The organism is Cobetia sp. MC34, from assembly GCF_018340035.1.
Classification (GTDB): Bacteria; Pseudomonadota; Gammaproteobacteria; order Pseudomonadales; family Halomonadaceae; genus Cobetia; species Cobetia amphilecti.
This window is the reverse complement of sequence record NZ_JADPPY010000041.1, coordinates 1-23815: the sequence shown is the minus strand read 5'-3', so window position 1 is coordinate 23815 and position 23815 is coordinate 1. Positions and strand designations below refer to the sequence as shown.

Genomic DNA, 23815 nt, shown 5'->3' with positions numbered 1-23815 from the left:
TAGACGATGCTACACCTGATGAAGTGTACTTCTCTCAACCACTGATCCAGGCGGCCTGACGCCGATGATGACCTGATCCGAGCTTAGACGACCCGTCAGGTGGTCCAAAGGATGGGGTCCACTTCAGCTACGGCGTATCTCATGCACGAAGTTGATGACTTGCTGCTCTTGAGTCGCACGCAATTCCTGGGCACGCCATGTCTGATACCAAGCCTGCCGGCTGATACCGAGAAATCGGCAAACCTTGCTGACGTTGAGACTTGCTACGTTTTTGTCCGCGAGGGCTTGCCTGGCAGCTTTTTTACCGAAATCCCGTAATCTTTCTTCAACACATTGACCACCGTCTCGAAGAATTGGGCTTTCTGCTGCGATAGCTCAAGCTGCTTTTCAAGCTCTTTGATGCGCTGTTCAGGTGTCTGTGGAAGGGCTTCTTTCATGACGTAGCTCCCAGATGTTTTGACATCCCGGGGAGAGCTCCAGTCTTGATGACCATGCTGGCGCAGCCATCGAAGTACTGTGGACCGTCCCTGTATGCCATAGCGGGCCTGAGCCTGCTTATAAGTCATCTCCCCAGCCTCGATCTGCTCGACGACGGCGAGCTTAAAAGCCAAGGTGTAATCGCGCTGGGTACGCTTAACGTGCTGGTTCATCACGCTCTCCCTAAAGATAGGTCAGAACGTGTCAACTATATTCAGGACGGGACACGATATTAAAAGAGGTCCGGCCAACGGGCCCCGGAGACAAGGCCTTGCATCAGGACAGGCAAGAGATGCCCACAAAGACATTCGTGGATCACGAGGTACGCCATGCCCGACGCCAATCACTCCTGTGCACGCAAGCGTTATCTAGCTCTGACGGCGAGAGCCAACGAGACGCCAGAAGACTTCTGGGCTGAGCAGGCGCAACGCATCGCCTGGTTTCGCCCGCCGCAGTCCATTCTGGCCTGGGATGAGCAACAGCATGCACGCTGGTTCATCGATGGCGAGATGAACATCTGCCATGCCGCGCTGGACCATCACGTCGCCAATGGGCGCGCGGACCAGATCGCGTTGTACTGGGATTCGCCGGTCACCCAGAGCAAGCGGCAGTACACGTTTCGTGAGCTGCGTGATGAGGTGGCCCTGCTGGCGGGGGCGCTGCGCAATCTCGGGGTGGAGAAGGGCGATCGTGTCGTGCTCTACATGCCGATGGTCGCCGAGGCCATGATGGCGATGCTGGCCTGTGCACGTCTCGGGGCGGTGCATTCAGTGGTCTTCGGCGGCTTTTCCCCCAAGGAGCTGGCGGTACGTATCGATGACGCCGCGCCCAAGGTGATCATGGCGGCGTCCTGCGGGGTGGAAGTCGATCGCATCATTCCCTACAAGCCCTGGCTGGATGAAGCCATCGAGCTTGCCGAGCACACCCCGCAAGCCTGTCTGATCCTGCAGCGTGAACAGCAGCGGGCGACACTCGGGCCGCGTGATCATGACTGGCACGAATGTCTGGCCAGCGCTCAGGCCACCGAAGCGGTCAGCATGCTGGGCAGCGAACCTCTCTATGTCCTCTATACCTCCGGCACTACCGGCAAGCCCAAGGGAGTGGTGCGTGATCACGCCGGCTACGCCGTTGCACTGCATTATTCAATGGAGCTTCTCTATGCGACCCGCCCCGGGGATACCTTCATGGCGGCCTCGGACATCGGCTGGGTCGTCGGCCACTCCTATATCGTCTATGGCCCGCTGCTGATGGGGGCCAGTACCGTCATGTATGAAGGCAAGCCGGTCAAGACCCCGGATGCCGGAGCCTTCTGGCGCTTGATCGAGGAATACCGCATCAACTGCTTCTTCACTGCGCCGACGGCGTTTCGCGCCATGAAGAAGGAAGACCCGGAAGCCAGTCATATGGCCAATTACGACCTTTCCAGCCTGCGCAGTCTGTTCCTGGCCGGAGAGCGACTGGACCCGCCGACCTATCACTGGCTCGCCGATCTCCTGCCGGTGCCGGTCGTCGATCACTGGTGGCAGACCGAAACCGGCTGGCCCATCGCCGGCAACCTGCTGGGCCTCGACATGTTCACCGAAGGCAGCCGCGAGGTGAAGGCGCCGGTCGAGGCACGCGCCGGTAGCGCCACCTGGCCGTTGCCGGGCTTCAATGTACAGATTCTCGATGGCATGGGGGATGAAGTACCCACGGGAGAGCAGGGCAATGTCGTGTTGCGTCAGCCGTTGCCGCCGGGCTGCCTGACCGGACTCTATCAGGACCCCGGACGCTTCCATGCTGCCTATCTTGCCGCCTACCCCGGCTATTACCTGTCCGGTGATGGCGGCTACTTCGATGAGCAGGGCTATCTGTTCGTGATGGGACGCATTGATGATGTCATCAACGTGGCGGGGCACCGTCTGTCGACGGGCGAGATGGAGCAGGTGCTCGGTGCACACGCCGCGATCGCGGAATGCGCGGTGATCGGCATCGAGGATTCGCTCAAGGGCGAGATGCCGTTGGGGCTGGTGATTCTCAAGGATGGCTGGCAGGGGGATGAAGCCAGCCTGTGCGCCGAGCTTGCCCAGCGGATACGCCAGGAAATCGGGGCCTTTGCCTCGCTCAAGGAGGTGTTGATCGTCGAGCGCCTGCCCAAGACGCGCTCCGGCAAGATACTGCGCAAGATGATCCGTCAGATCGCCGCGGGCGAGCAATACCAGGTGCCCTCGACGATAGATGACCCCTCAAGCCTGGAAGATGTGCGTGAGGCGCTGAGCGAGGCCGGCGTCGGTCAGGCGAGTGAGGCACGCAGCGCATGAACCGAAGCGCATGAACCGAAGCGCATGAACCGATGCAGTGATATCGCGGACGCATGACGCGGCTCGCGCTGCTCCAATAATGAAAAGCCCCCGCCATGAGACATGGCGGGGGCTTTTTTTCAGCAAGGCAGCATTTATTGCATCAGGTGCGTGCCACGACCGGATTGGCCATCTCGCGGCGTGCAAGCCAGGCAATGCTGATGACCAGCAGGCCCGCCAGGCTCAACCAGCCGAACAGGGTGCTGTCGGTCAGGCCCATCACCAGGTAGGCGATCAGCGAGATCGCGGCACCCAGCAGGGCGTAGGGCAGCTGGGTCATCACGTGATCGATGTGATGGCAGCTGGCACCCGTCGAGGACAGGATGGTGGTGTCGGAAATCGGCGAGCAGTGATCCCCGAACACGGAACCGGCCAGCACCGCGCCCATCATCGGCAACATCATGGCGAGCTCGGTGGCGGCCGCCATGTCACCGGCGATGGGCAGCATGATGCCGAAGGTGCCCCAGCTGGTGCCGGTGGCAAAGGCCATCAGGCCGGAGAGCACGAACAGCAGCATCGGCAGCCAGGTTGGAGACACGACGCCCTCGACCAGCGTGGCCAGATACTGGCCGGTTCCCAGAGAGCCGATGATGCCGGTCAGCAACCAGGCGAAGACGAGGATATAGACGGCCGGCAGCATGGAGCTGGCGCCCTGGGCGATGGCGCTCAGGCTGCGACCAGCGCCCATGCGATGACGCAGCAGCATCACTACCGCGGCCAGCAGGCCGATGGCGCCGCCGATGATCAGCGACTTGGCGACATCCGTCAGCTCGAAGGCGCGAATCAGACCGAAGGCCTCGCCCTCGGCGGCCAGTGCGCTGGCGCCGGTCTGCACGATCATGAAGAAGGTCGCGATGACCAGCACGATGATCGGGATCAGCAGGTCCATGGGGCGGCCACGCTCGGACTCTTCCACGTGGGTGTTGCCCGGCGGATTGCCGCGCTTGGCATCGAAAAGCTCACCGTCGCGCGCCGCGATGGCATGACGGCGCATGGCACCGAAGTTGATGTCGAACCACGCCGAGGCGATCACCAGCACCAGCGCCGCAATCGCGTAGTAGTTGAGGGCGGACAGCTCGAGGAAGGCACCGAACGGGCTGACATCCGTGATGTGGTGGGTCGCCAGGATACCGGCGATCAGGCTGATGATGTAGGCACCCCAGCTGGAGATCGGCGTCAGCACGCAGACGGGCGCGGCGGTGGAGTCGATCAGATAGGCCAGGCGCGCGCGCGACAGCCCCTGACGATCGGTCAGCGGACGACAGATGTTGCCCACGGCCAGGCTATTGAAATAATCATCGATGAAGATGAATACCCCCAGCAGCACGGTCATCAGCTGCGAGCCACGGCGGGTCGTGACTCGTGCCCGCGCCCAGTTGCCGAAGGCACGGGTGCCGCCTGCCAGCGTGATCACGCCGACCATGGCACCCAGTGCCAGCAGGAACAGCAGGATATAGACGTTCCAGCTGTTGAGGCTGGCCTCGGCAAGCTGACCGCTGTCCGGCATCTCGATGAAGACGGCAACCAGCTGCTGCCAGAGATAGTGCAGCGTGACGAGCGGCGAGAAATCATTCAGCAGCAGGGCGCCTGACACGATACCCAGCCCGAGGGAGGGCATGACACGACGTGTCAGTATTGCGAGACCGATGGCTATGATCGGGGCGAGCAGCGAAAGCGGGGACGCCGCGTAGCTGGTCAGTTCCATGTATCACCTGTAATCAAAGGCAGGCGCCGGGACAAAGCGCGCTACCGGGTGCCGTTATGGCGGTTATGGTGCGTGGGTGTCAGGGAGTTGCACCGCCTGATCGCAGCGCACACTCGCGGGATCGCCGTTGCGCAACGGCAACCGATGAGTCGCGAGCCTGCGCCCGACAAGTCCTGGGCCGCCACTGGCAGGCGGCGACTTCCGGAAGGGGGCGCATTATGCCCGAGCCAAACAAGACGTGAAACATTACCGTGTTCACCTAAAGTCTAGGCCGCAGTGAAAAACACCGCCATTGCGCTATTTTTCCCCTAGAATTCGGGCGTAGAAGTCCGCTTTACAGTGGGCTCTTCTTGCTTATCCCCGTGGGATATGAAGAATGGCGCTCACCAAAGCATGTCGAGCAACCCCATCGTAGTGGTTGCTCGCTGTCAGTCGCAGGAAAGTCATGGGCTTTCCGTTGCCCTGGCAGCGTCGACAAGACCAAAAACCCGCCAAAGCGAGACCGACATGTCGGAAACAACGTCCATCATTCCAGCGCCGATTCTGGCGTTGATCGATGCAGGCAATGGCCTGCTGTGGGGCAGTGTATTGATTTACCTGCTCATCGGAGCGGGTCTCTTCTTCACGGTCATGACCAAGGGTATCCAGTTCCGCTATTTCGGACACATGTGGAAGCTGCTGGCCACGTCTCGTCAGGGCAGCGAAGGCGGCATCTCTTCCTTCCAGGCACTGGCTACCTCTCTGGCGGCGCGCGTCGGTACCGGTAACCTCGCCGGTGTCGCCGTGGCGATTTCCCTGGGTGGCCCGGGCGCCATCTTCTGGATGTGGATGACGGCGCTGGTCGGCATGTCCACCAGCTTCATCGAGTCCACCCTGGCGCAGGCCTACAAGGTCTCCCACGATGACAACACCTTCCGTGGTGGCCCGGCCTACTACATCGAGAAGGGCCTCGGTCAGCGCTGGATGGCGATCCTGTTCTCCGTGTGCCTGATCATCGCCTTCGGCCTGGCCTTCAACTCCGTGCAGTCCAATTCCATCGCACTGGCCATGGAGCAGGCCTTCAGCGTGCCGCCGTGGATCATGGGCGTGGTGCTGGTCGTGGTCATGGTGCCGATCATCTTCGGCGGCATGAAGCGCATCACGCGTACCGCCGAGCTGATCGTGCCGATCATGGCGCTGCTCTATCTGCTGCTGGCCATCTTCGTCGTGGCCATCAACATCACCGAGCTGCCGGCGGCGCTGGGCACCATCTTCCGCAGTGCCTTCGGCCTTGAGCAGGCCGCAGGTGGCGCGCTGGGTTACACCATCGCCCAGGCGATGATGAACGGCATCAAGCGGGGTCTGTTCTCCAACGAAGCGGGTATGGGTTCCGCCCCGAACGCCGCCGCGATGGCGACCACCAAGCACCCGGCGTCCCAGGGCTTCGTCCAGATGCTGGGCGTGTTCATCGACACCCTGGTCATCTGCACCGCGACCGCGGCCATCATCATCATGAGCGGCACCCTGGGCAACGATGGCGGCAATGACGGCATCCAGATCACCCAGGCAGCGCTGTCCTCACAGGTCGGCAGCTGGGGTGGCGGCTTCGTGGCCATCGCCATTCTGCTGTTCGCCTTCACCTCGCTGGTCGCCAACTACTCCTATGGCGAGTCCAACATCGAGTACATCGCCGGCAAGAAGAACGCCAAGGCCGTCATCATGGTCTATCGCTTCGCCGTGCTCGGCATGGTCATGCTCGGTGCTGTCGCCAGCCTGAAGAACATCTGGAACTTCGCTGATCTGTCGATGGGCGCGATGGCCTTGATCAACCTGATCGCCATCCTGCTGCTGTCGCCGTTGGCCTTCCGTATCTTCAAGGATTACGACCGTCAGCATAAGGCCGGCAAGGAGCCGACCTTTGATCCGGAGCAGTTCCCGGAGCTCAAGGGCAAGGTCGATGCCAGCATCTGGAAGAAGTGACTCTGACACTCGCTTTCATTGCATGGATTTCATTGCATCGCTGTCTTTGCAACATAAGGGGCGCCGGGGGAGACTGACGGCCTGACCATCTGGCCAGATTTTCCCCGCAGGTACCTGTCAATGGCCGCGCATCGTGATACGATGCGCGGCCATTTTGCGTTCTGGCAACGTGCAAGCCTTGCGGCGGTTGTCAGTGAAGCATGTCGGCTGACGCATGCCTGTAACGCTCAATCGCTGCGACAAGGCGTCAAGGCCGATGTCAGGCCATGGCAGCTGATGTCAGAATCGACGACGCAAACCTCAACACGCTCGTGACAGGGTTCCCTCACCCCTGGACGACGGCTTTGATCCAAAAAGGACCTGCAATGTTACTCCTCTCGTCTGCCCAGACGCAGCGCGCACTCGTCGCCCTGGCCCTGTTTCACATCCTCATCATCACCGCCAGCAATTACCTGGTGCAGTTGCCGATGACCCTGTTCGGCTTCCATACCACCTGGGGTGCCTTCAGTTTCCCGTTCATCTTCCTGGCAACGGATCTGACCGTGCGTCTGTTCGGCAAGTATCAGGCGCGGCGCATCATTGCGCTGGTCATGCTGCCGGCGCTGTTGGTCAGCTACATGGTGTCGGTGATGTTTCAGGCGGGCAGCTTTGCCGGGGTAGAGGCACTGGCTGACTTCAATCTGTTCGTGGCCCGTATCGCGCTGGCAAGCTTCATTGCCTACGTGATCGGTCAGTTGCTCGACATTCAGGTGTTTGATCGTCTGCGTCGCAATGCCCACTGGTGGATCGCGCCGTTGGCGTCGACATTGTTCGGCAATCTCGCTGACACCTTTGCCTTCTTCTCGGTGGCGTTCCGCAATGGGCCCGATGCTTTCATGGCGGCTCACTGGGTCGAGATCGCCTGGGTGGATTACGCGATCAAGCTGGCCATCTCGATATTGCTGTTCCTGCCGATGTACGGATTGTTGCTCAATCGCCTCACGAACCAGTTGCTCAAACGCGGCCTGGTCGATGAGCGAGAGCCTGTCTGACATAAAACTGTCATATCATTTTCTCCCGTTTCGCCGTTGTCAGTCAGGGATATGGCGCCGGATTGTGCTAACGTTGCACAAACTGGAATGACGGGAGGGAGCCATGAAAATCGCTGCGGTGTACAGCATCAAAGGGGGCGTGGGCAAGACTGCTTCTGCCATCAATCTGGCGCATTGTGCCGCCAACAGTGGCCTGCGTGTGTTGCTGTGGGATCTTGATCCGCAGGCCGCTGCGACCTTCTACGTGCGTACCAAGCCCAAGCTGAAGGGCGGGGTCGAGAAACTGATCAGCGGCAAGCAGGACATGTCCCGCGTGATCCGTTCCACGGATTATCAGAACATGGATGTCCTGCCGGCGGAATTCTCCTACCGCAATCTCGACCATATACTCGAGGAAGAGAAGCGCACCCGACTGCGCAAGGTCCTCAAGCCGGTACGCGATGACTACGACCTCGTCATCCTCGATTGTCCGCCGAGCATTTCCAGTCTTTCCGAGCAGGTCTTCGCCTCTGCCGATACCCTGCTGGTGCCGATCATTCCCACGGTTCTGTCGCTGCGTACCCTGGAGCAATTGAACGCCTATCTGGCCGAGATCGATCTCGATGTGCCCGTCTGGCCGTTCTTCACTCTGGTGGATCGCCGCAAGACATTGCACAAGGATGTGATGGAATCGCTCAAGCAGGATTATCCGTTGCAGCTCAGTGGCTTTATCCCGTATTCCAGCGTGGTCGAGCGCATGGGGATCGAGCGCAAGCCCATCGGGACTTTCTCGCGCAACAGCTCACCGGCGGTCAGCTATCGCAGCCTGTGGCAGGAAATCGGTCAACGCCTGAGCCTGCTCAAGGAGCCGACGGTGGCGCCAGCGCCAGCCGCCGCCAAGACTGCAGAGGCTGAATCAACCGCCACCGCGCCTCAAGGTGCTGCCACCGGCAAGGCCAGCGCCAAAGGGGAAGCGACCAGCAAGCCAGCCGCCAAGCCCGCAAGCAAGGAAGCTTCGAGCAAGCCAGCGGCCAAGCCTGCCGGCAAGGCAGCTTCAAGCAAGAAAGCGCCCAGCGCTGACAAGAAGCCGGCGAGCAAGGACTCTGCCAGCAAAGACAGCAGCAAGGCGACCAGCAAGTCGGCCGCCAAGGGCAAGAAGAAGGGCGGTAACCTGGGCGATTGAGGTCGAGTGCCAGCCAGCCAGAAACACAGAGCCCCGCCAATTGGCGGGGCTCTTGCGTATTGCAGCGGCAGTCTGTCATTAAAGTCAGGTCATGAAAGTCATGTCATCATAGCCGCGTCACTGCAGCCCTGGACTTGAGTTCTTCCCTACAGCCCCGGCAGCCCTGAACTGGCATCGGCCTCTTCCAGCAGACGCTTGAGCGGAGCATGCAAGGCTGGTGAGGCCACCACGATATTCTCGCCATAAAGCTCATCGGGAATGCCGTCCGGACAGCGATACAGGTGACCCGTGCGTGCGCCGGCTTCGCGCGCGATCAGAAGGCCCGCCGCAAAGTCCCAGGGGGAGACGCTCTCGTAATAGGCATCCAGACGTCCGCACGCCACATCACAGAGATCCAGCGCGGCACTGCCGTTGCGGCGTACATCCTGACAGACCAGCAGCATGGCCGAGAGGCGCTTGAGCAGCGGCGGCCGGCTGTCACGGTTGTAGGGGAAGCCGGTCGCGACCAGTGCGCGGCTCATTTCATCGGTCTCGCTGACCGAGATGCTCTCGCCGTTGAGCCAGGCCCCCTTGCCGCGGATGGCGGTGAAGGTCTCGCCGAGGAAGGGCGCATGCACGACCCCCATCTGGATCTTGCCGCGCTCGCACCAGGCGATGGACACGGCGACATGGCGCAGGCCATGGGCAAAATTGACGGTACCGTCGATGGGGTCGATCACCCACAGACCGCCCTTGGTACCGATCACGTCCCGCTCGGGCGACAGCTCTTCGGTAAGGCGCGCATCCTCGGGAAATTCGGCTTCGAGCGCTTCCGCCAGGAAGGTATCGATCGCCACGTCGATGTCGGTGACCAGCTCATCGCCTTTCTTGTAATGGTGCGCGAAACCCTGTTCCTCGCGCGCTTGCACCATGCGTTCACCAGCCTGTCTGGCCAGTTCCGTTGCTCGTTCCAGGCGTTGTTCCAGCGTCATGTGGCTCTCCGGCAGCGATGATCAGGTCGGATGAGGCAACCCTCACTCATCCGATGCCTCCTTGTATAACAGACTCATGTGGCGAGTTCAGCCTCGGGCAGTGAGCGCCGGCGCATGAAACAGGTAATGAAAGCGTCGATTCAGCTCATTCATGCCCCGTCATGGTGCCTGGCAGGCAAGGCATGCACTGTCAGAGCGACACCGGCCAGTGTGACTAGCAAGTTTATAGCGTTATCTTGCAGCCATGCCGTCTTTTGCCGAGCTGCCTTTCTGTCACTCGGTTGCCAGGTTGCCTTTTGCCCTCGATGCCCACGTCATGGCAGGGGGGCTCCCGTCGAATACATCCGTAATTCAACATTTGTTTCATTTCTGAAATTCTGGCGCACTTGTTGCAGTAATCTGGTCATGAGGCTCGGCGAGTTGGCGAGTCTTCCTGCATTCCATGCCCTGCTGCACGAGGAGCGACCGTGAGCCCGACCTTTGACCAGATTCATCCTCCCCAGCGCCTGCTGATGGGCCCCGGTCCGATCAATGCGGACCCGCGTGTATTGCGAGCGCTTTCCGCTCCCTTGATCGGCCAGTACGACCCGGCGATGACGCACTACATGAACGAGACGATGCAGCTCTATCGCGGCGTCTTCGAGACCACCAATGATGCCACCCTGTTGATCGATGGCACCTCGCGTGCCGGTATCGAGGCGGTGCTGGTCTCGTTGATCCAGCCGGGGGAGCGTGTGCTGGTGCCGATCTTCGGCCGCTTCGGTCATCTGCTGCGCGAGATCGCCGAGCGCTGCGGTGCCGAGGTCCATACGCTGGAATGCGAGTGGGGCCAGGTGTTCCGTCCGGAGCAGATCGAAGCCGCCATTCGCGAGGTCAAGCCCAGTGTGCTGGCGCTGGTGCAGGGCGATACCTCGACCACCATGTGCCAGCCGCTGGAAGACATCGGCGCCATCTGTCGCCGCGAAGGCGTGCTGTTCTACAGCGATGCCACGGCCTCGCTGGCGGGCAATCCGCTCAAGACCGATGAGTGGGGGCTGGACGCCGTCACCGCAGGCTTGCAGAAGTGTCTCGCCGGGCCGTCAGGTAGCTCGCCGTTGACGCTGTCGCCGCGTGCGGTGGAGGTGGTGCATGCCCGGCGGCATGTCGAGGCGGGCATCAGCAGCGGCAGTGATCGTCTGGCGGAGCCGGGCGCGCGCATCCGCTCCAACTATTTCGATCTCTCCATGGTGCTCGATTACTGGGGAGAGCTGCGCCTCAATCATCACACCGAAGCCACCAGCATGCTGTATGGCGCACGTGAGTGTGCGCGCCTGCTGGTCAATGAAGGCATGGACAACGCCATCGCGCGCCATGCGCTGCATGGTCAAGCGATGGTCGAAGGCTTGAAGGGGCTGGGGCTCGCGCTGTTCGGCGACCAGACCCACCGCATGAACAACGTCAGCGCGGTGATGATTCCCGACGGCCTGGATGGCGATGGCCTGCGCCGCAGCATGCTGGAGGACTTCGGCATCGAGATCGGCACCAGCTTCGGCCCGCTGCACGGCAAGGTCTGGCGTCTCGGCGTGATGGGCTACAACGCGCGTCGCGATACCGTGCTGACCACGCTGGCGGCGCTGGAGCAGACTCTGCGCCGGGGTGGCGTCAAGACAGTGGCCGGCGGTGGCGTCGGTGCCGCGCTGGACTTCTATCAGGAGCATCAGGGTCAGGCGGCCAATGGCCGTGCCAACCTCGGCACGGGAGGCCAGTCATGAGCGATGCCGGATCCATACCCCCGGACGCCATCGCGCCGCTGGAAACGGCTGCCGATGTGCTGGCCGCCTGCGACACCCTGGCGGCGATCTCGCGCAGCGACAGCGGGATCGACCGCCGCTATCTGACGCCGGAACACGCCGCCGCCAATGCCACCACGGCTGGCTGGCTCAAGGCTGCCGGTCTGCGCAGCTGGCAGGATGGCGCCGGCAATCTCTGGGGCCGCTGGTGTCCACCCGCTCTCACCGCTGCCGCTGACAGCGAAGCCGGCGTGCCACGACTGGTGATCGGCTCGCATCTGGACAGCGTGCCGGACGCCGGCCGTTATGACGGCATTCTTGGTGTCCTGCTCGGGGTGGCCGCCTTGACGCATTTCAGGCAGCGCGCCGATGCCGGCGAGCAGAGCTTGCCCTTCGCGCTGGAAGTGGTCGGTTTCGGTGATGAAGAGGGCACCCGCTTCGGTGCGACCCTGCTCGGCAGCCATGCCATCGCCGGACGCTGGCAGTCGGACTGGGAGCGGGTAGAGGATGAGGACGGCATCCCGCTTGGCGACGCGCTCGAACGCTTCGGGCTTTCCGGGCAGACGGCCGCCAGGGCCAGCCTGCAGGCGAATCCGCCGCTGGGTTATCTGGAAGTACACATCGAACAGGGCCCGGTGCTGGAAGCCGAGAATCTGGCGCTGGGCACCGTGACGGGCATCGCCGGCGCGCGACGCTTCGCGGTCAACTTCGTCGGCCAGGCGGGACATGCCGGCACCACGCCGATGGCGCTGCGTCAGGATGCGCTGTGTGCGGCGGCGGAGTGGACACTGGCGGTGGAATCGCTGGCGCGTGATGTCCAGGCGGGCAAGCGCGCTGACATGGCGGGCCACTCGCTGGTCGCGACCGTGGGTTGTTGCGAGCTGTGTCCCGGGGCGGTGAATGTCATCCCCGGGGGGGCGGCACTGAGTCTGGATATCCGCGCGCTGGATGATGCGCAGCGGGATCGTGCGCTGGATGAACTCTTGAACGAGGCACATCGAATCGCGGCGCGACGGGGCCTCACCTTCCACTGCGAGCAGACGCATGCGGCCGATGCCGTGGCCTGTGACGAGGGATTAATGCAGGCCGTCGATGCCGGTATCGCCGCCACTGGTCAGGCGCCATTCCGGCTGCCGAGTGGTGCCGGGCATGACGCCATGGCGGTCAGTCATCTGTGTCCGGTGGGCATGCTGTTCCTGCGCTGTGAGCGCGGTATCAGCCACCACCCGCTGGAGGCGGTGACCGAAGACGATGTCGCCAAGGCCCTGGCGGCACTGATCGCCAGTATCGAGGCCGTGGCCGTCAGGTACGTATAGGACAGCACGCGTAAGACAGAACGCGTAAGACAGCACCCATTGGCGGCCGCCGAGGCGCTCGTGTCTAACTGGCCTCGAGCAGCCCCGGCAGGCGCACTGCGGCGATCGCATTTATCTGGGCCAGAGCCTCCTGGTATTCCGCCTCGGTGGATTGCGGCAGACGGCGCTCCAGTTCCTCGAGAATGCTGCTGGCGCTGTGGCCCTTGACGCAGATGATGAATGGAATGCCGTGGCGGGCCTGGTAGTCGGCATTGGCCGTCAGGAAGCGTTCACGGGTGGCATCATCGAGCTGATCGAGCCCTGCGCCACGCTGCTCGCCCTGCGAGGCGGGCGTCAGGCTCTCCAGCTTGCCGGCAGCCAACTCAGGATGGGCCAGAATCAATTGGTGGCGCTCGGCATCACTGGCCTGGCGTACCGTATTGGCGCAGGCCGTCAGCAGGACTTCCATGCTCGCGAACGGGCGCTCTGCCGCGGCGCGTTCCACCACCCAGTCCGAGTGCTCATAGAGACCACTCAAGCGTCGTGCCAGCGCCTCGGGTGGCAGGGCGTTGAGCGTGTCCAGCATCACCAGATAGTGCATCGGGGTCTCGATTGGCATGCGCCTTGCTCCAGAGAGGGGGATAGGTTTGAAAAGCTCACGGAATCATCAGCTTGCAAGGCACATGCCGTCGCTGGCAACGCGTCTGACCAACGCTGTGTCACACGCTGCATCGCCATGCCAGCGGTGGACGACAAGGCTGTATCGCCACCGGCTTGCCTGACGGCGCCGAGCGGCGTCTGTCATGGGGCGATACGGCCTGCACCTTGACCGATCGGTCAGAATGCAGCAATGCACTCATCGGGTGCAATACCACCAACCGCTGACGGCAGGCCAGAGCAGGACAAGCCAGAACAGGTCAGACAAGAACATGCCAGGCCAGAAAACCGAAACACGGTCTTCATTCGTACAGCTTCCATCTGCCCAGATTCGAGTCGTACCCGCCACATCCACACAAGAACAGGAAATCGCCATGCCCAGATTGACGACGCATGTGCTCAATCAGGCCGAAGGCATCGCTGCCAGCGGTGTGCATATCACCCTGGAACGCCAGGATGCGCAGGGTCACTTTCACGAGATCGCGCAGGTCACGACCAATGCCGATGGGCGTCTCGATGCGCCGCTGCTTGAGGAAACCGACGCTTCCGCTGATCTCTCCGGCGTCTATCGTCTGACGTTTCAGGTCGGGGATTACTTTGCCAGCCGCGCGGTGGGCCAGGGCATGCTCGGCCGTGTGCCGGTCGAGTTCACCCTCGAGGCCAGCGGCCATTATCACATTCCGCTGCTGGTCACCCCGTGGGCCTACAGTGTCTACCGCGGCAGCTAAGGAGCCGGCATGAGCGCATATCTTCTCGATTGGGCGATGCTGCTGACCCGCTGGCTGCATGTCATGGCGGGGATCGCCTGGATCGGCGCATCGTTCTTCTTCATCTGGCTCGACAATCGGCGAAAGCCGGCCACTCATGCGGTAGATGGCCGCCCCGGCGGCGAGCTGTGGGCGGTGCATGGTGGCGGTCTCTATCATCTGTTTCGTCATGATGGGGTCAGCGAAACGCTGCCCAGCGAGATCCACTGGTTCAAGTGGGAGGCCTATGTCACCTGGTTGTCCGGGATGGGACTTTTCACGCTGATCTACCTGCTGCAGCCGCATGCCTACCTGATCGACCCGCGCGTGTTCGAGATGAGCGGCACCCTGGCCGTGTGCAGCGCTCTGGGCGTGCTCGTCGGTGGCTGGCTGGGCTACGAGGCGCTGTGTCGCAGCCCCTTCAAGCGCCATGCCGGGGCGCTGTTCGTCGCGGTCGGTGTGTGGCTGACGCTGGCGGCGTGGGTCGCGACCGAACTGTTCTCGGGGCGTGCCGCCTTCCTGCTGATGGGCGCGCTGATGGGCAGCATTATGGCGGGCAACGTCTTCAATGTGATCATCCCGGGTCAGAAGGCCCTGCTGGCTGCTGCCAAGCGTGGGGAAACGCCGGACCCGATCCACGGCCAGCGCGCAAAGCAGCGCTCGGTGCACAACACCTTCATCACGCTGCCTGCGGTGCTGATGATGATCAGCAACCACTACCCGCTGCTGTATGCCAATGACTATCGCCTGGGCGTCATTCTGCTGTTACTGGTGACGGGCGGTCTTATCCGTATCGCCACGGTGGATCACCACAAGGGCGTCAAGCGCCTGTGGGTACCCGTGGGGGCAGTGTTGGCGTTGATCGGCGTGATCCTGCTCTGCGCGCCGCGCTCACAGACGGCGCCCGCGACTGTCGAGACAAGCGCGCCTTCAGCATCTGTCGCGGCCAGCAGCGCAGCTGGCAATGAGGCCCCGGGGGAGAATCAGGCCTTGCGAGACAAGGTCAGTCATATCGTCGAGCAACGCTGCGCCGGCTGTCACAGTGATACGCCGAACTTGATCGGTTTGACGGCTCCGGCAGCCGGCGTGGCCTTCAATGGCTGGGATGACATCCAGCGTCAGGCCATGCGCATCCACCAGCGCACGGTGGTCGACAAGAGCATGCCGCTGGCCAACATGACCCAGATGACCGATGCCGAACGCCAGCTGCTGGATGACTGGTGGCAGGCGACACGCTGAGGGGGGAAGGATGAGAGGGCAATGGATTAGGGGGCGATGGCTGAGAGAGTCATGAATGGGGGCGTACTGACCAGCGGCGCTCCAAGTCGCCGCTGGTCAGAATCAACTCGCAAGAACTCGTCAGCACCCACTCGTCAGCAGCAACGCTACAGTTCTGAGTCCGGTGGCCGATAGACGTGATACTTCTCTCATGGATCGGGGTATCGCGTAGTGATGACAATAAAAAAGCGTCTGGCCCGCGCCAGTGTCGGCAGCAAGCTTGCCTTGCTGGTATTGCTGTTGATGATGGCGGCCTTCACGGCGCTGGGCCTGGTGTTCTCGACGGCCAGCATGCATCAGGTGGAAGGCGAGACAGAACGCGCTCTCGCTCAGAAGCAGCAACAGATCACCAACACCATCGAACTGTTCGATACCACCATGCAGTCCAGCGTGACGCGCATGCTCAATGCCTTCCTGGCGACCATTCCTGACAACTTCACGCTGATCGAGGACCGACGTCTACCGATCGGCGAGCGCGATGCACCGGCGCTGCTCAATGCCGGCTTCATGCTCAACAATCAATCTGGTTATCTGGCCGACTTCGCCAATCGCACCGGTGCGCCGGTCAGCTTCTTCGTGCGCGATGGTGAGGACTTCGTGCGCATTGCCACCACCCTCAAGACCGAAGATGGCTCAAGCCTGCTCGGGCTGACGCTGAGTGGTGGGGTCAAGGATGCGCTGAATGCCGGACAGCCCTATACCGGCATGCTCTATCTGGCGGGCCGTCACTACATGACGCGCTATCGTCCGATCACCGACTTCAATGACAACCTCATCGGTGCCTCGTTCATCGGGGTGGATGTCGGCGAGCAGATCGATGAGTTGTATGCCACCATCACCAATATCCAGTTGCATGAGAAGGACTTCAGTCTGGTGGCGAGCACGGCGCCGGGCCAGCAGGGCAAGGTGCTGACGACGGGGCAGTGGCAGGGCCGCTCGCTGATGGACTTCAATAATGCGCAGGGCGAGCCGGCCTTCGCGCCGCTCTTCGCCGCCGACAGCGGTCAGATCGATTACCGACTGGCGGGCGAAGACAGTGACCGTATCACCAGCTTCCAGCACTATCCGGCGTGGGACTGGGTGGTGGCGACCACGATCGACAAGCAGGAAGTGACGGCGGGCATCACGCAGGTCCGCAATCAGGTCTTCGGGCTGGCACTGCTGTTGGCGCTGGCCGTGGCCGGCATTCTCTACTTCCTCGAGCGGCGTCTGATCAGCCGTCCGCTGGATGCGCTGGTATCACTGGCGCAGGCACTGGCGCGGGGCGATCTGTCCCAGCGCATTACCAGTCAGCGTCAGGATGAGATCGGCAAGCTGACCGCGGCCATGAACAGTGTCGGCGAGGACCTGAGTCGAGTGGTGGGTCAGGTGCGGGGCACCACGGGCGCCGTCAATCAGGCTGCCGGCGAGATTGCCCAGGGCAACGAGGAGCTTTCGGCACGCACCGAGCAGTCCGCCTCCAGCCTGCAGGAAACCTCGGCCTCGATGGAGGAAATCACCACCACCGTGCAGCACAGTGCCGATTCCGCCCAGCAGGCCAGTCAGCTGGTCAATTCGACCTCCGAGCAGGCGCGCCGCGGCAATGATGACATGCGCAAGGCGCAGGCGAGCATGGAAGACATCAACCGCTCTGCCGAGCGCATCAGCGAGATCATCAGCCTGATCGACGGCATCGCCTTCCAGACCAACATCCTGGCGCTGAATGCCTCGGTGGAAGCGGCGCGGGCCGGTGAGCATGGGCGTGGCTTTGCGGTGGTCGCGCAGGAAGTGCGCACCCTGGCGACGCGCTCGAGTGATGCATCCCGCGAGATTCGCGGCCTGATCGACGAGTCGATCTCGCACACGCAGCAGGGCGTGGCGCAGGTGAAGGACGCCAGTCAGGCGATGGCCGAGATTCTCTCCAGTGTCGAGCGCGTCAACGACATGATCGCCGAGATCAGTGCCGGGGCGCGTGAACAGAGTGCCGGCGTCGGCCAGGTGAATACGGCGGTGAGCGAGCTGGATGCGATGACGCAGCAGAACACCACCCTGGTCAATCAGGTCAGTGGCGCGGCGCGCAGCATGAGCGCCCAGGCTCAGGCACTGGAGCAGCTGATGGCAGGCTTCAAGGTGGCAGGCGCTCAAGACATGGCAACATCGTCAATGTCGCGCCAGTCCGTGTCGCATCAGTCCATGTCGCACATGAACACTCAGCCGATGGCGGATGGCGAGCAGTCTGCCTTTACGCCGCCGGCAAGCGCCGCGCGCGGATCCCGGCGTCGCGAAGAAGAGGAGTGGGAAGCCTTCTGAGCCGCGCTCTGCTCCAAGCTGACCCCTGAGCTCGATCCTGCGCCAAGAGCTTGATCGAGCGCCATTGAATGTACAGCTAGCCGTTGATGTTTCTGCCAAGCCCTTGCCGACTGCCGTCGGTGAGGGCTTTGTCCTTTCAGGCCGGGTGTCGGGACGCGAAGCGTGCCAGCTCCTGAGGCTCGCAGCGCTCGCCGACGAAGACCTCGACATACTCAGCGACGCGGCTGATGCGCTCGCTGACGCTTTCCTGAGTGCGCATCGACAGATAGCCGATCTGGGTCAGGTAGGTGGTGCGTGCCCGCACGTTGGCGAGTTGCTCGGGCTGGCCGTAGCACATCAGCATGCTGGTCAGCGCCTGAATGCGTGCCTGATCGGCGCGGGCGACGGCAGTGGCGACCTCCGCGTTCTGAGAGGCCCAGTTGCGGATCGCCAGCTCGAAGCGTGAATCGAACAGTGACGCATCCAGCCAGCAGTCGAAGACATTGAGCATGGCTTCCACCACCGTGGCGGCGTATTGCTCGCAACGACCGATCAGGCCGGCGGTATTGTGTGCATCCCAGCGCGCGAGCAGCGCGGTGAGCAGGGCGTCGCGGTCCTTGAAGCTCCAGTAGAAGCTGGTGCGTGAGAGGCCCAATGTCTTGGCCAATGTCAGGACGCGCACCGAATCCACGCCGCCCAGCAACAGCTGCTGATAGGCGGCTTCCAGCCAGTCCTCGGCCTTGCCGCGCCCGGCAGCCTGGGCGCTGTCACTTGCCGGGGGGACGCTTGGGGACTCTGGCATAGGCGGTCTCCTGAAAGGCGGGGGATGGTGGGGCTCATGTGAGGTAAATCGTGTGATGACGCCAAGAGCATGCTGTTTGCGACAGCGACGATTCTGGCTGCGTCAGGCGGGCGAGAACGGTGTCTCCCGCGACGCATGGCCTGAAGCCTAGGACTATAGTCAGCGTATGTACACAGGTGTACTCAATAAAGACACCCCTGTTCTCACTGTCTGCTCATCAGGAGGCCACATGGCTCAGGACCCGCTGCTCACGCCGTTCACGCTCAAGCATCTGACCTTCAAGAATCGCTTGATGATGACCTCCCACGAGCCTGCCTACCCGGAAGATGGCATGCCCAAGGCGCGCTACCGCGCCTATCACGAGGAGCGGGCGCGTGCCGGTATCGCGCTGACCATGACGGCGGGCTCTGCCTCGGTCGCCAAGGACAGCCCGCCGGTGTTCAACAACATCCTGGCGTATCGCGATGAGGTGGTGCCGTGGCTCAGCGAGCTGACGGATGCCTGTCACGAGCACGGCACCGCGGTGATGATCCAGCTCACTCACCTAGGACGCCGCACACGTTGGGACAAGGCCGACTGGCTGCCGGCGGTTTCGGCGTCCCATCGTCGTGAGGCGGCGCACCGCGCCTTTCCCAAGCGGCTCGAGGACTGGGATATCGCACGGCTGATCCAGGACTACGCCGACGCCGCCGAGCGCATGCAGGCAGCCGGCCTAGACGGTATCGAGTTGCAGGCCTATGGCCATCTGATGGACCAGTTCTGGTCGCCGCTCACCAATACCCTGGAGGGCCCCTACGGCGGCAGTCTCGAGAATCGACTGCGCTTCACCATGGAAGTGTTGAGCGCCATTCGCGCACGGGTGGGCAACGAGTTCATCGTCGGCGTCCGCTACACCGGAGATGAGTGTCTGAGTGGCGGGCTTGATGCCAGCGATGGCCTGGAAGTCTCGCGCCTGCTGCGCGATAGCGGTCAGGTCGATTTTCTCAATGTGGTGCGCGGCCATATCGATACCGATGCGGGCCTCACCGATGTCATCCCGATCCAGGGCATGGCCAGTGCGCCGCATCTCGACTTTGCCGGACAGATTCGCGAAGCAATGGATTTCCCGACCTTCCACGGCGCCAAGATTCAGGACATCGCCACCGCGCGCCACGCCATCGCCACTGGCAAGGTCGACATGGTCGGCATGACGCGCGCCCACATGGCGGACCCGCACATCGTGCGCAAGCTGATGGCCAAGCAGGAGGAGACCATCCGCCCCTGTGTCGGAGCCAACTATTGTCTCGATCGCATCTATCAGGGCGGCTCCGCCTACTGCATTCATAACGCTGCGACCGGGCGAGAGCTGGAGCAACCGCATGATATCGTGCCTGCCGAGGTCACCCGGAAGGTCGTGATCATCGGCGCGGGCCCGGCAGGGCTCGAGGCCGCACGCGTCGCCGGTGAGCGTGGGCATCAGGTGGTGGTGCTGGAAGCGGCCGACCAGCCGGGTGGCCAGATTCGCCTCACCGCTCAGAGCGAGCGGCGACGCGAGATGATCGGCATCATCGATTGGCGCATTAGTCGCTGTGAGGCGCTCGGCGTCGAGATGCGCTACAACGTCTTCGCCGAGGCCGAGGATGTGCTGGCGGAGCAACCCGATGTCGTCATCGTCGCCACCGGTGGCTATCCCGAGGAAGACATGCCGCAGGTCGGCAGCGAGCTGGTCGTCTCCAGTTGGGACATTCTCTCAGGCCATGTCACGCCTGGCCGCAACGTGCTGCTGTTCGATGATGCGGGAGACCACGCTGCGCTACAGGCCGCCGAGATGATCGCCAACTCCGGTGCCAGGCTCGAGATGATGACGCCAGATCGCACCTTCGCGCCGGAAATCATGGCCATGAACCTGGTGCCTTACATGCGCAGCCTGCAACGTCTCGCCGTCACCTTCACGCCGACCTATCGCCTCGGCAGTGTCACGCGTAGTGAAGATGGCCAGCTAATCGCCCATATCGGCAGTGATTATCTGGATGACGCCGTGGCGCAGGGCAAGGGCACCGGTGCCTACGCGGATCAGCGCCTTGTCGATCAGGTAGTGGTCAACTACGGCGCCCGCCCGATGGAAGATCTCTACTTCGAACTCAAGCCTCACTCACGCAATGGCGGGGCAGTGGACTACGACGCCCTGATCGCAGGCCTCGCCCAACCGGTGGAGGGCCCGAGCCCGGAACACACCGAGCGCGCAGCAGAGGGCAGCTTTCAGCTCTATCGCATAGGTGACGCTGTTGCGACCCGCAATACCCATGCGGCGATCTATGACGCGCTGAGGCTGATGAAGGTGGTGTGAGGGGGTGACAGAGAAGGGACACTACTGCAGAGACATGACACGGGCTGGGCAAGTCTCACAGGGTGGCGTGAAAAGTCTGGGTAAGCGGATTAAATGGTTGATCTTACCTTTGCATGAGAGTGAGACAGACCGGCATCTCATCGGATTATCTGGTTGATGCTTCACCTACTGCTGGTGCATGTTTCCTTCGCTAATTCCAGCAAGAACCCCACACGCCTCAACTTCCCGGTCATCGTTGCAACTCGCTCTCAGTGAAACGAGTTGTTTCTCAAGCGCTTGCAGAGCGGTTATCTGCGACCGCACATGAGAGATGTGATCATCGAGCAAGGTGTTGACGGCGGTACAAGGCTGATGAGGGTCGTCCTGATAGCTCTGTAGTTCGTGAATCTCAGCCAGTGACAGGCCCAGGATTCTGCAGCGACGGATGAAGGCCAGCCCCTCACCATGCTTCTCGGTATAGACACGGTAACCGTTGTCCTGCCGATCAGGCGGCGGCAACAAGCCCTGCTGTTCATAGAAGCGGATCGTCTGTGTTTCGACCCCTACCAACTGCGCCAACTGACCAATGCGCATCAGCCTCCTCCCCAACGGATTCTTTACTCTATTGACCTTATAGTAGCTTTATAGTTTTAAATGGTACCACAACATTGTTCAAGTGGAGTCGTATCATGAGCAAATCCTGTGGTGGCGCCTGTGGCGGTGATGCAACGTCCGCAGCGGATACCGATATACAGGCCTCCTCCGAGGCGCCAGGGAGATGGGTCAGTGTTTATGCCGTGCCGAAGATGGACTGTCCATCAGAAGAACGAATGATTCGCCTAGCCCTGAACGGCTTTGAGGAGATTCGGGCGCTGTCCTTCGACTTGTCGAACCGCCGGCTGAAGGTCGTGCATGACGGCGAGGTCGAGCCCGTCACCTCGAAACTGAAGACCTTGGGGCTAGGCGCCTCGCTTCAGGAAACCGTCGCTGCAAATCCGGAGACCATCAAGGCCGCCGAGTTTTCGGCAGCTTCTGCTAAGCAAGAATCCGGGACCCTGCGCTGGTTGCTCGGCATCAATGCACTTCTGTTCGTGGTGGAAATGACTGCCGGTCTGATCGCCCGGTCCACCGGCCTGATTGGAGAATCCCTGGACAATTTTGCCGATGCGGCGGTGTACGGGCTTGCCCTTTATGCGGTTGGACATAGCGTGAAAATGCAGGTACGTGCCGCGCATCTTGCTGGTGTACTGCAACTGATCTTGGCTGTGGGCGTGCTCGTAGAGGTGGTGAGACGCTTTGTATTCGGTAGTGAGCCTGAATCGCTGGTGATGATGGCTATCGCATTCGTCGCATTGATTGCCAATACCAGTTGTCTGCTGCTCATATCCAAACATCGGGAAGGCGGGGCGCACATGAAGGCAAGCTGGATATTCTCGGCCAACGACGTGGTGATCAACCTGGGGGTCATCACCGCCGGCGCCCTGGTCGCGTGGACCGGTTCCAATTATCCGGATCTGATTATCGGCACCATCGCGGGGGGCATTGTACTTAACGGTGCCAGACGCATTTTGGCGTTGAAGGGTTAAATAATGCTCATTATTGGCAAAAAGCTCTCGCCGTATGCCCTATTGTCCATATCGGGCCTGCTGGCAGCGTCTGATCAGGCTGTAAAGTGGCTGGTGCAGCAATCAATGGCCTATGGCGAGTATGTTTCGGTGACCCCGTTCTTTAACTGGGTGCACCTATGGAACACCGGTGCCGCATTCAGTCTTTTTGCGAATGGTGGAGGCTGGCAGCGCTACTTTTTTATCGGAATCGCGGTAGTGGTCTCGATTTTTCTGATCAAGCTGATCCTTGAAAATCGTCATAAAGGAGAAGCCATCGCTTACAGTCTTATCCTCGGTGGCGCCATGGGCAACCTGATTGACCGGGTCTTTCGCGGCTATGTTGTGGATTCCTTTGATTTCTATTGGCGAGACTGGCATTGGCCGGCCTTCAACCTGGCTGATATTGCAATTGTCCTCGGTGCCTTACTTTTCGTTTCCAGCAGCTTGTTGGGTAAAAAAGCAAACACCAATGCCGAGTCGGATGGATCTGACTGACACCTACGCCTATACAACACCATGACCGAACTTCCCGACAACATCCTTCACCTGCCGCAATACCAAGTACTGGGCTGCAAATCAACCGACGACGAAATGCACTTCCAGGTGGACGTGCCCGATCCCATCGCCTGCGAGGAATGCGGCGTGCAGGGTGAGTTCGTACGGTTCGGCAAGCGTGACGTTCCCTATCGTGATCTGCCCATCCACGGCAAGCGGGTCACTCTCTGGGTGGTCCGCCGCCGATACACCTGCCGGGCCTGCAAGACAACATTCAGGCCCCAGCTACCGGAGATGGTGGACGGATTCCGTATGACACTGCGGCTGCATGAGTACGTGGAGAAGGAATCCTTCAACCACCCCTACACCTTTGTGGCGGCACAGACCGGCCTGGACGAGAAGACGGTGCGCGACATCTTCAACGCCCGCGCCGAGTTCCTGGGGCACTGGCACCGCTTCGAGACGCCCCGCATCCTGGGCATTGACGAGCTATACCTGAACAAGCGCTACCGCTGCATTCTGACCAACATTGAGGAGCGAACCCTGCTCGACCTGCTGGCCACCCGCCGCCAGGACGTGGTGACCAACTACCTGATGAAGCTGAAAGACCGGCAGAAGGTCGAGATCGTCAGCATGGACATGTGGAACCCCTACCGGGCAGCGGTCAAGGCTGTGCTGCCCCAGGCCCGTATCGTGGTCGATAAGTTCCATGTGGTGCGCATGGCCAACGATGCCCTAGAGAGAGTGCGCAAGGGCCTCAGAAAGGAGCTGAAACCGTCCCAGAGCCGGACTCTCAAGGGAGACCGGAAAATCCTGCTGAAATGTAGTGGTCAAGTGTTTTTGGCCACCGAGCTTTGAGCATTCCAGTAGTTCTTTTCTGCCAAGTTCGGCGGTATCCCATCGTTATGCTTGTGCGGCCTGAGGCTGCTGTAGTAACCGATCATATAAT

General features: G+C 61.6%; 17 protein-coding genes and 2 pseudogenes. 13 read left to right on the top strand and 6 right to left on the bottom strand.

Going from position 1 to position 23815, the window contains the following annotated elements:
- Nucleotides 1-132: 132 nt before the first annotated feature.
- Nucleotides 133-650: pseudogene (locus tag IZU87_RS15465) on the bottom strand (helix-turn-helix domain-containing protein); the annotation flags it as partial.
- Nucleotides 651-806: 156 nt separating this feature from the next.
- Between IZU87_RS15465 and IZU87_RS15460 the strand changes: the two are divergent.
- Nucleotides 807-2777, top strand: a complete 1971-nt coding sequence (locus IZU87_RS15460) for an acetate--CoA ligase (protein WP_213115102.1) — start codon at nucleotides 807-809, stop codon at nucleotides 2775-2777.
- A gap of 142 nt (nucleotides 2778-2919) precedes the next feature.
- Here IZU87_RS15460 and IZU87_RS15455 read toward each other — a convergent pair whose 3' ends face one another.
- Entirely contained in the window at nucleotides 2920-4521 is a 1602-nt protein-coding gene (locus IZU87_RS15455) for a Na+/H+ antiporter NhaC family protein (protein ID WP_213115101.1), read from the bottom strand.
- Nucleotides 4522-5028: 507 nt separating this feature from the next.
- On the opposite strand from IZU87_RS15455, the gene IZU87_RS15450 reads away from it, so the two are divergent.
- The 3 genes from IZU87_RS15450 (at nucleotide 5029) to IZU87_RS15440 (ending at nucleotide 8673) form a co-directional block, all read left to right on the top strand.
- On the top strand, nucleotides 5029-6480 hold the full coding sequence (locus IZU87_RS15450) for an alanine/glycine:cation symporter family protein (RefSeq protein WP_054556053.1): 1452 nt from the start codon (nucleotides 5029-5031) through the stop codon (nucleotides 6478-6480).
- Nucleotides 6481-6845: 365 nt separating this feature from the next.
- The gene (locus IZU87_RS15445) at nucleotides 6846-7511 is read left to right on the top strand and encodes a 7-cyano-7-deazaguanine/7-aminomethyl-7-deazaguanine transporter (RefSeq protein ID WP_200019710.1); all 666 of its coding nucleotides are present in this window, start codon (nucleotides 6846-6848) and stop codon (nucleotides 7509-7511) included.
- A gap of 103 nt (nucleotides 7512-7614) precedes the next feature.
- A complete protein-coding gene (locus tag IZU87_RS15440) occupies nucleotides 7615-8673 on the top strand; it encodes a ParA family protein (protein WP_213115100.1) in 1059 nt (352 codons plus the stop codon).
- A 146-nt stretch (nucleotides 8674-8819) separates the two neighbouring features.
- On the opposite strand, the gene IZU87_RS15435 is transcribed toward IZU87_RS15440, so the two are convergent.
- Entirely contained in the window at nucleotides 8820-9644 is an 825-nt protein-coding gene (locus tag IZU87_RS15435) for an inositol monophosphatase family protein (protein WP_043332713.1), read from the bottom strand.
- 467 nt (nucleotides 9645-10111) lie between these two features.
- Between IZU87_RS15435 and IZU87_RS15430 the strand changes: the two genes are divergently transcribed.
- Together IZU87_RS15430 and IZU87_RS15425 are read left to right on the top strand one after the other, a co-directional pair.
- A complete protein-coding gene (locus IZU87_RS15430; RefSeq protein ID WP_349305191.1) occupies nucleotides 10112-11395 on the top strand; it encodes a pyridoxal-phosphate-dependent aminotransferase family protein in 1284 nt (427 codons plus the stop codon).
- On the top strand, nucleotides 11392-12729 hold the full coding sequence (locus tag IZU87_RS15425; protein ID WP_213115099.1) for an allantoate amidohydrolase: 1338 nt from the start codon (nucleotides 11392-11394) through the stop codon (nucleotides 12727-12729). Before IZU87_RS15430 ends, IZU87_RS15425 begins: the two co-directional genes overlap by 4 nt.
- 64 nt (nucleotides 12730-12793) lie before the next feature.
- Here IZU87_RS15425 and uraD read toward each other — a convergent pair whose 3' ends face one another.
- Nucleotides 12794-13327, bottom strand: coding sequence for a 2-oxo-4-hydroxy-4-carboxy-5-ureidoimidazoline decarboxylase (gene uraD, locus IZU87_RS15420; RefSeq protein ID WP_213115098.1), 534 nt, complete (start codon nucleotides 13325-13327; stop codon nucleotides 12794-12796).
- Nucleotides 13328-13739: 412 nt separating this feature from the next.
- Here uraD and uraH point away from each other — a divergent pair, with 412 nt between their 5' ends.
- From uraH to IZU87_RS15405, 3 genes are all read left to right on the top strand, one after another.
- Nucleotides 13740-14093: a hydroxyisourate hydrolase gene (uraH, locus tag IZU87_RS15415; RefSeq protein ID WP_213115097.1), complete on the top strand. Its 354-nt coding sequence runs from the start codon at nucleotides 13740-13742 to the stop codon at nucleotides 14091-14093.
- Nucleotides 14094-14102: 9 nt separating this feature from the next.
- On the top strand, nucleotides 14103-15350 hold the full coding sequence (locus tag IZU87_RS15410; protein ID WP_107334876.1) for a urate hydroxylase PuuD: 1248 nt from the start codon (nucleotides 14103-14105) through the stop codon (nucleotides 15348-15350).
- Nucleotides 15351-15563: 213 nt separating this feature from the next.
- Nucleotides 15564-17678 (top strand): methyl-accepting chemotaxis protein, encoded by a 2115-nt coding sequence (locus IZU87_RS15405; RefSeq protein ID WP_213115096.1) that lies wholly within the window; start codon nucleotides 15564-15566, stop codon nucleotides 17676-17678.
- Between the two features lie 136 nt (nucleotides 17679-17814).
- Here IZU87_RS15405 and IZU87_RS15400 read toward each other — a convergent pair whose 3' ends face one another.
- Nucleotides 17815-18459 (bottom strand): TetR/AcrR family transcriptional regulator, encoded by a 645-nt coding sequence (locus IZU87_RS15400; protein ID WP_131431981.1) that lies wholly within the window; start codon nucleotides 18457-18459, stop codon nucleotides 17815-17817.
- A gap of 229 nt (nucleotides 18460-18688) precedes the next feature.
- On the opposite strand from IZU87_RS15400, the gene IZU87_RS15395 reads away from it, so the two are divergent.
- A complete protein-coding gene (locus tag IZU87_RS15395; protein WP_213115095.1) occupies nucleotides 18689-20785 on the top strand; it encodes an NADH:flavin oxidoreductase in 2097 nt (698 codons plus the stop codon).
- A gap of 165 nt (nucleotides 20786-20950) precedes the next feature.
- Here the strand turns inward: IZU87_RS15395 and cadR are convergent, their stop codons facing one another.
- Nucleotides 20951-21358, bottom strand: a complete 408-nt coding sequence (gene cadR, locus IZU87_RS15390; RefSeq protein ID WP_007148576.1) for a Cd(II)/Pb(II)-responsive transcriptional regulator — start codon at nucleotides 21356-21358, stop codon at nucleotides 20951-20953.
- 95 nt (nucleotides 21359-21453) lie between these two features.
- On the opposite strand from cadR, the gene IZU87_RS15385 reads away from it, so the two are divergent.
- From IZU87_RS15385 to IZU87_RS15375, 3 genes and pseudogenes are all read left to right on the top strand, one after another.
- A complete protein-coding gene (locus tag IZU87_RS15385; RefSeq protein WP_004364974.1) occupies nucleotides 21454-22350 on the top strand; it encodes a cation efflux transmembrane domain-containing protein in 897 nt (298 codons plus the stop codon).
- 3 nt (nucleotides 22351-22353) lie between these two features.
- A complete protein-coding gene (lspA, locus tag IZU87_RS15380) occupies nucleotides 22354-22866 on the top strand; it encodes a signal peptidase II (RefSeq protein ID WP_003821921.1) in 513 nt (170 codons plus the stop codon).
- A 21-nt stretch (nucleotides 22867-22887) separates the two neighbouring features.
- Nucleotides 22888-23703, top strand: a pseudogene (locus IZU87_RS15375) (ISL3 family transposase); the annotation flags it as partial.
- Nucleotides 23704-23815 lie beyond the last annotated feature (112 nt).

Bases quoted from the DNA above. Each gene is read 5' to 3' on its own strand.
- IZU87_RS15460 (WP_213115102.1), top strand. From the start codon at position 807: ATGCCCGACGCCAATCACTCCTGTGCACGCAAGCGTTATCTAGCTCTG.
- IZU87_RS15455 (WP_213115101.1), bottom strand. From the start codon at position 4,521: ATGGAACTGACCAGCTACGCGGCGTCCCCGCTTTCGCTGCTCGCCCCG.
- IZU87_RS15450 (WP_054556053.1), top strand. From the start codon at position 5,029: ATGTCGGAAACAACGTCCATCATTCCAGCGCCGATTCTGGCGTTGATC.
- IZU87_RS15445 (WP_200019710.1), top strand. From the start codon at position 6,846: ATGTTACTCCTCTCGTCTGCCCAGACGCAGCGCGCACTCGTCGCCCTG.
- IZU87_RS15440 (WP_213115100.1), top strand. From the start codon at position 7,615: ATGAAAATCGCTGCGGTGTACAGCATCAAAGGGGGCGTGGGCAAGACT.
- IZU87_RS15435 (WP_043332713.1), bottom strand. From the start codon at position 9,644: ATGACGCTGGAACAACGCCTGGAACGAGCAACGGAACTGGCCAGACAG.
- IZU87_RS15425 (WP_213115099.1), top strand. From the start codon at position 11,392: ATGAGCGATGCCGGATCCATACCCCCGGACGCCATCGCGCCGCTGGAA.
- uraD (WP_213115098.1), bottom strand. From the start codon at position 13,327: ATGCCAATCGAGACCCCGATGCACTATCTGGTGATGCTGGACACGCTC.
- uraH (WP_213115097.1), top strand. From the start codon at position 13,740: ATGCCCAGATTGACGACGCATGTGCTCAATCAGGCCGAAGGCATCGCT.
- IZU87_RS15410 (WP_107334876.1), top strand. From the start codon at position 14,103: ATGAGCGCATATCTTCTCGATTGGGCGATGCTGCTGACCCGCTGGCTG.
- IZU87_RS15405 (WP_213115096.1), top strand. From the start codon at position 15,564: ATGACAATAAAAAAGCGTCTGGCCCGCGCCAGTGTCGGCAGCAAGCTT.
- IZU87_RS15400 (WP_131431981.1), bottom strand. From the start codon at position 18,459: ATGCCAGAGTCCCCAAGCGTCCCCCCGGCAAGTGACAGCGCCCAGGCT.
- IZU87_RS15395 (WP_213115095.1), top strand. From the start codon at position 18,689: ATGGCTCAGGACCCGCTGCTCACGCCGTTCACGCTCAAGCATCTGACC.
- cadR (WP_007148576.1), bottom strand. From the start codon at position 21,358: ATGCGCATTGGTCAGTTGGCGCAGTTGGTAGGGGTCGAAACACAGACG.
- IZU87_RS15385 (WP_004364974.1), top strand. From the start codon at position 21,454: ATGAGCAAATCCTGTGGTGGCGCCTGTGGCGGTGATGCAACGTCCGCA.
- lspA (WP_003821921.1), top strand. From the start codon at position 22,354: ATGCTCATTATTGGCAAAAAGCTCTCGCCGTATGCCCTATTGTCCATA.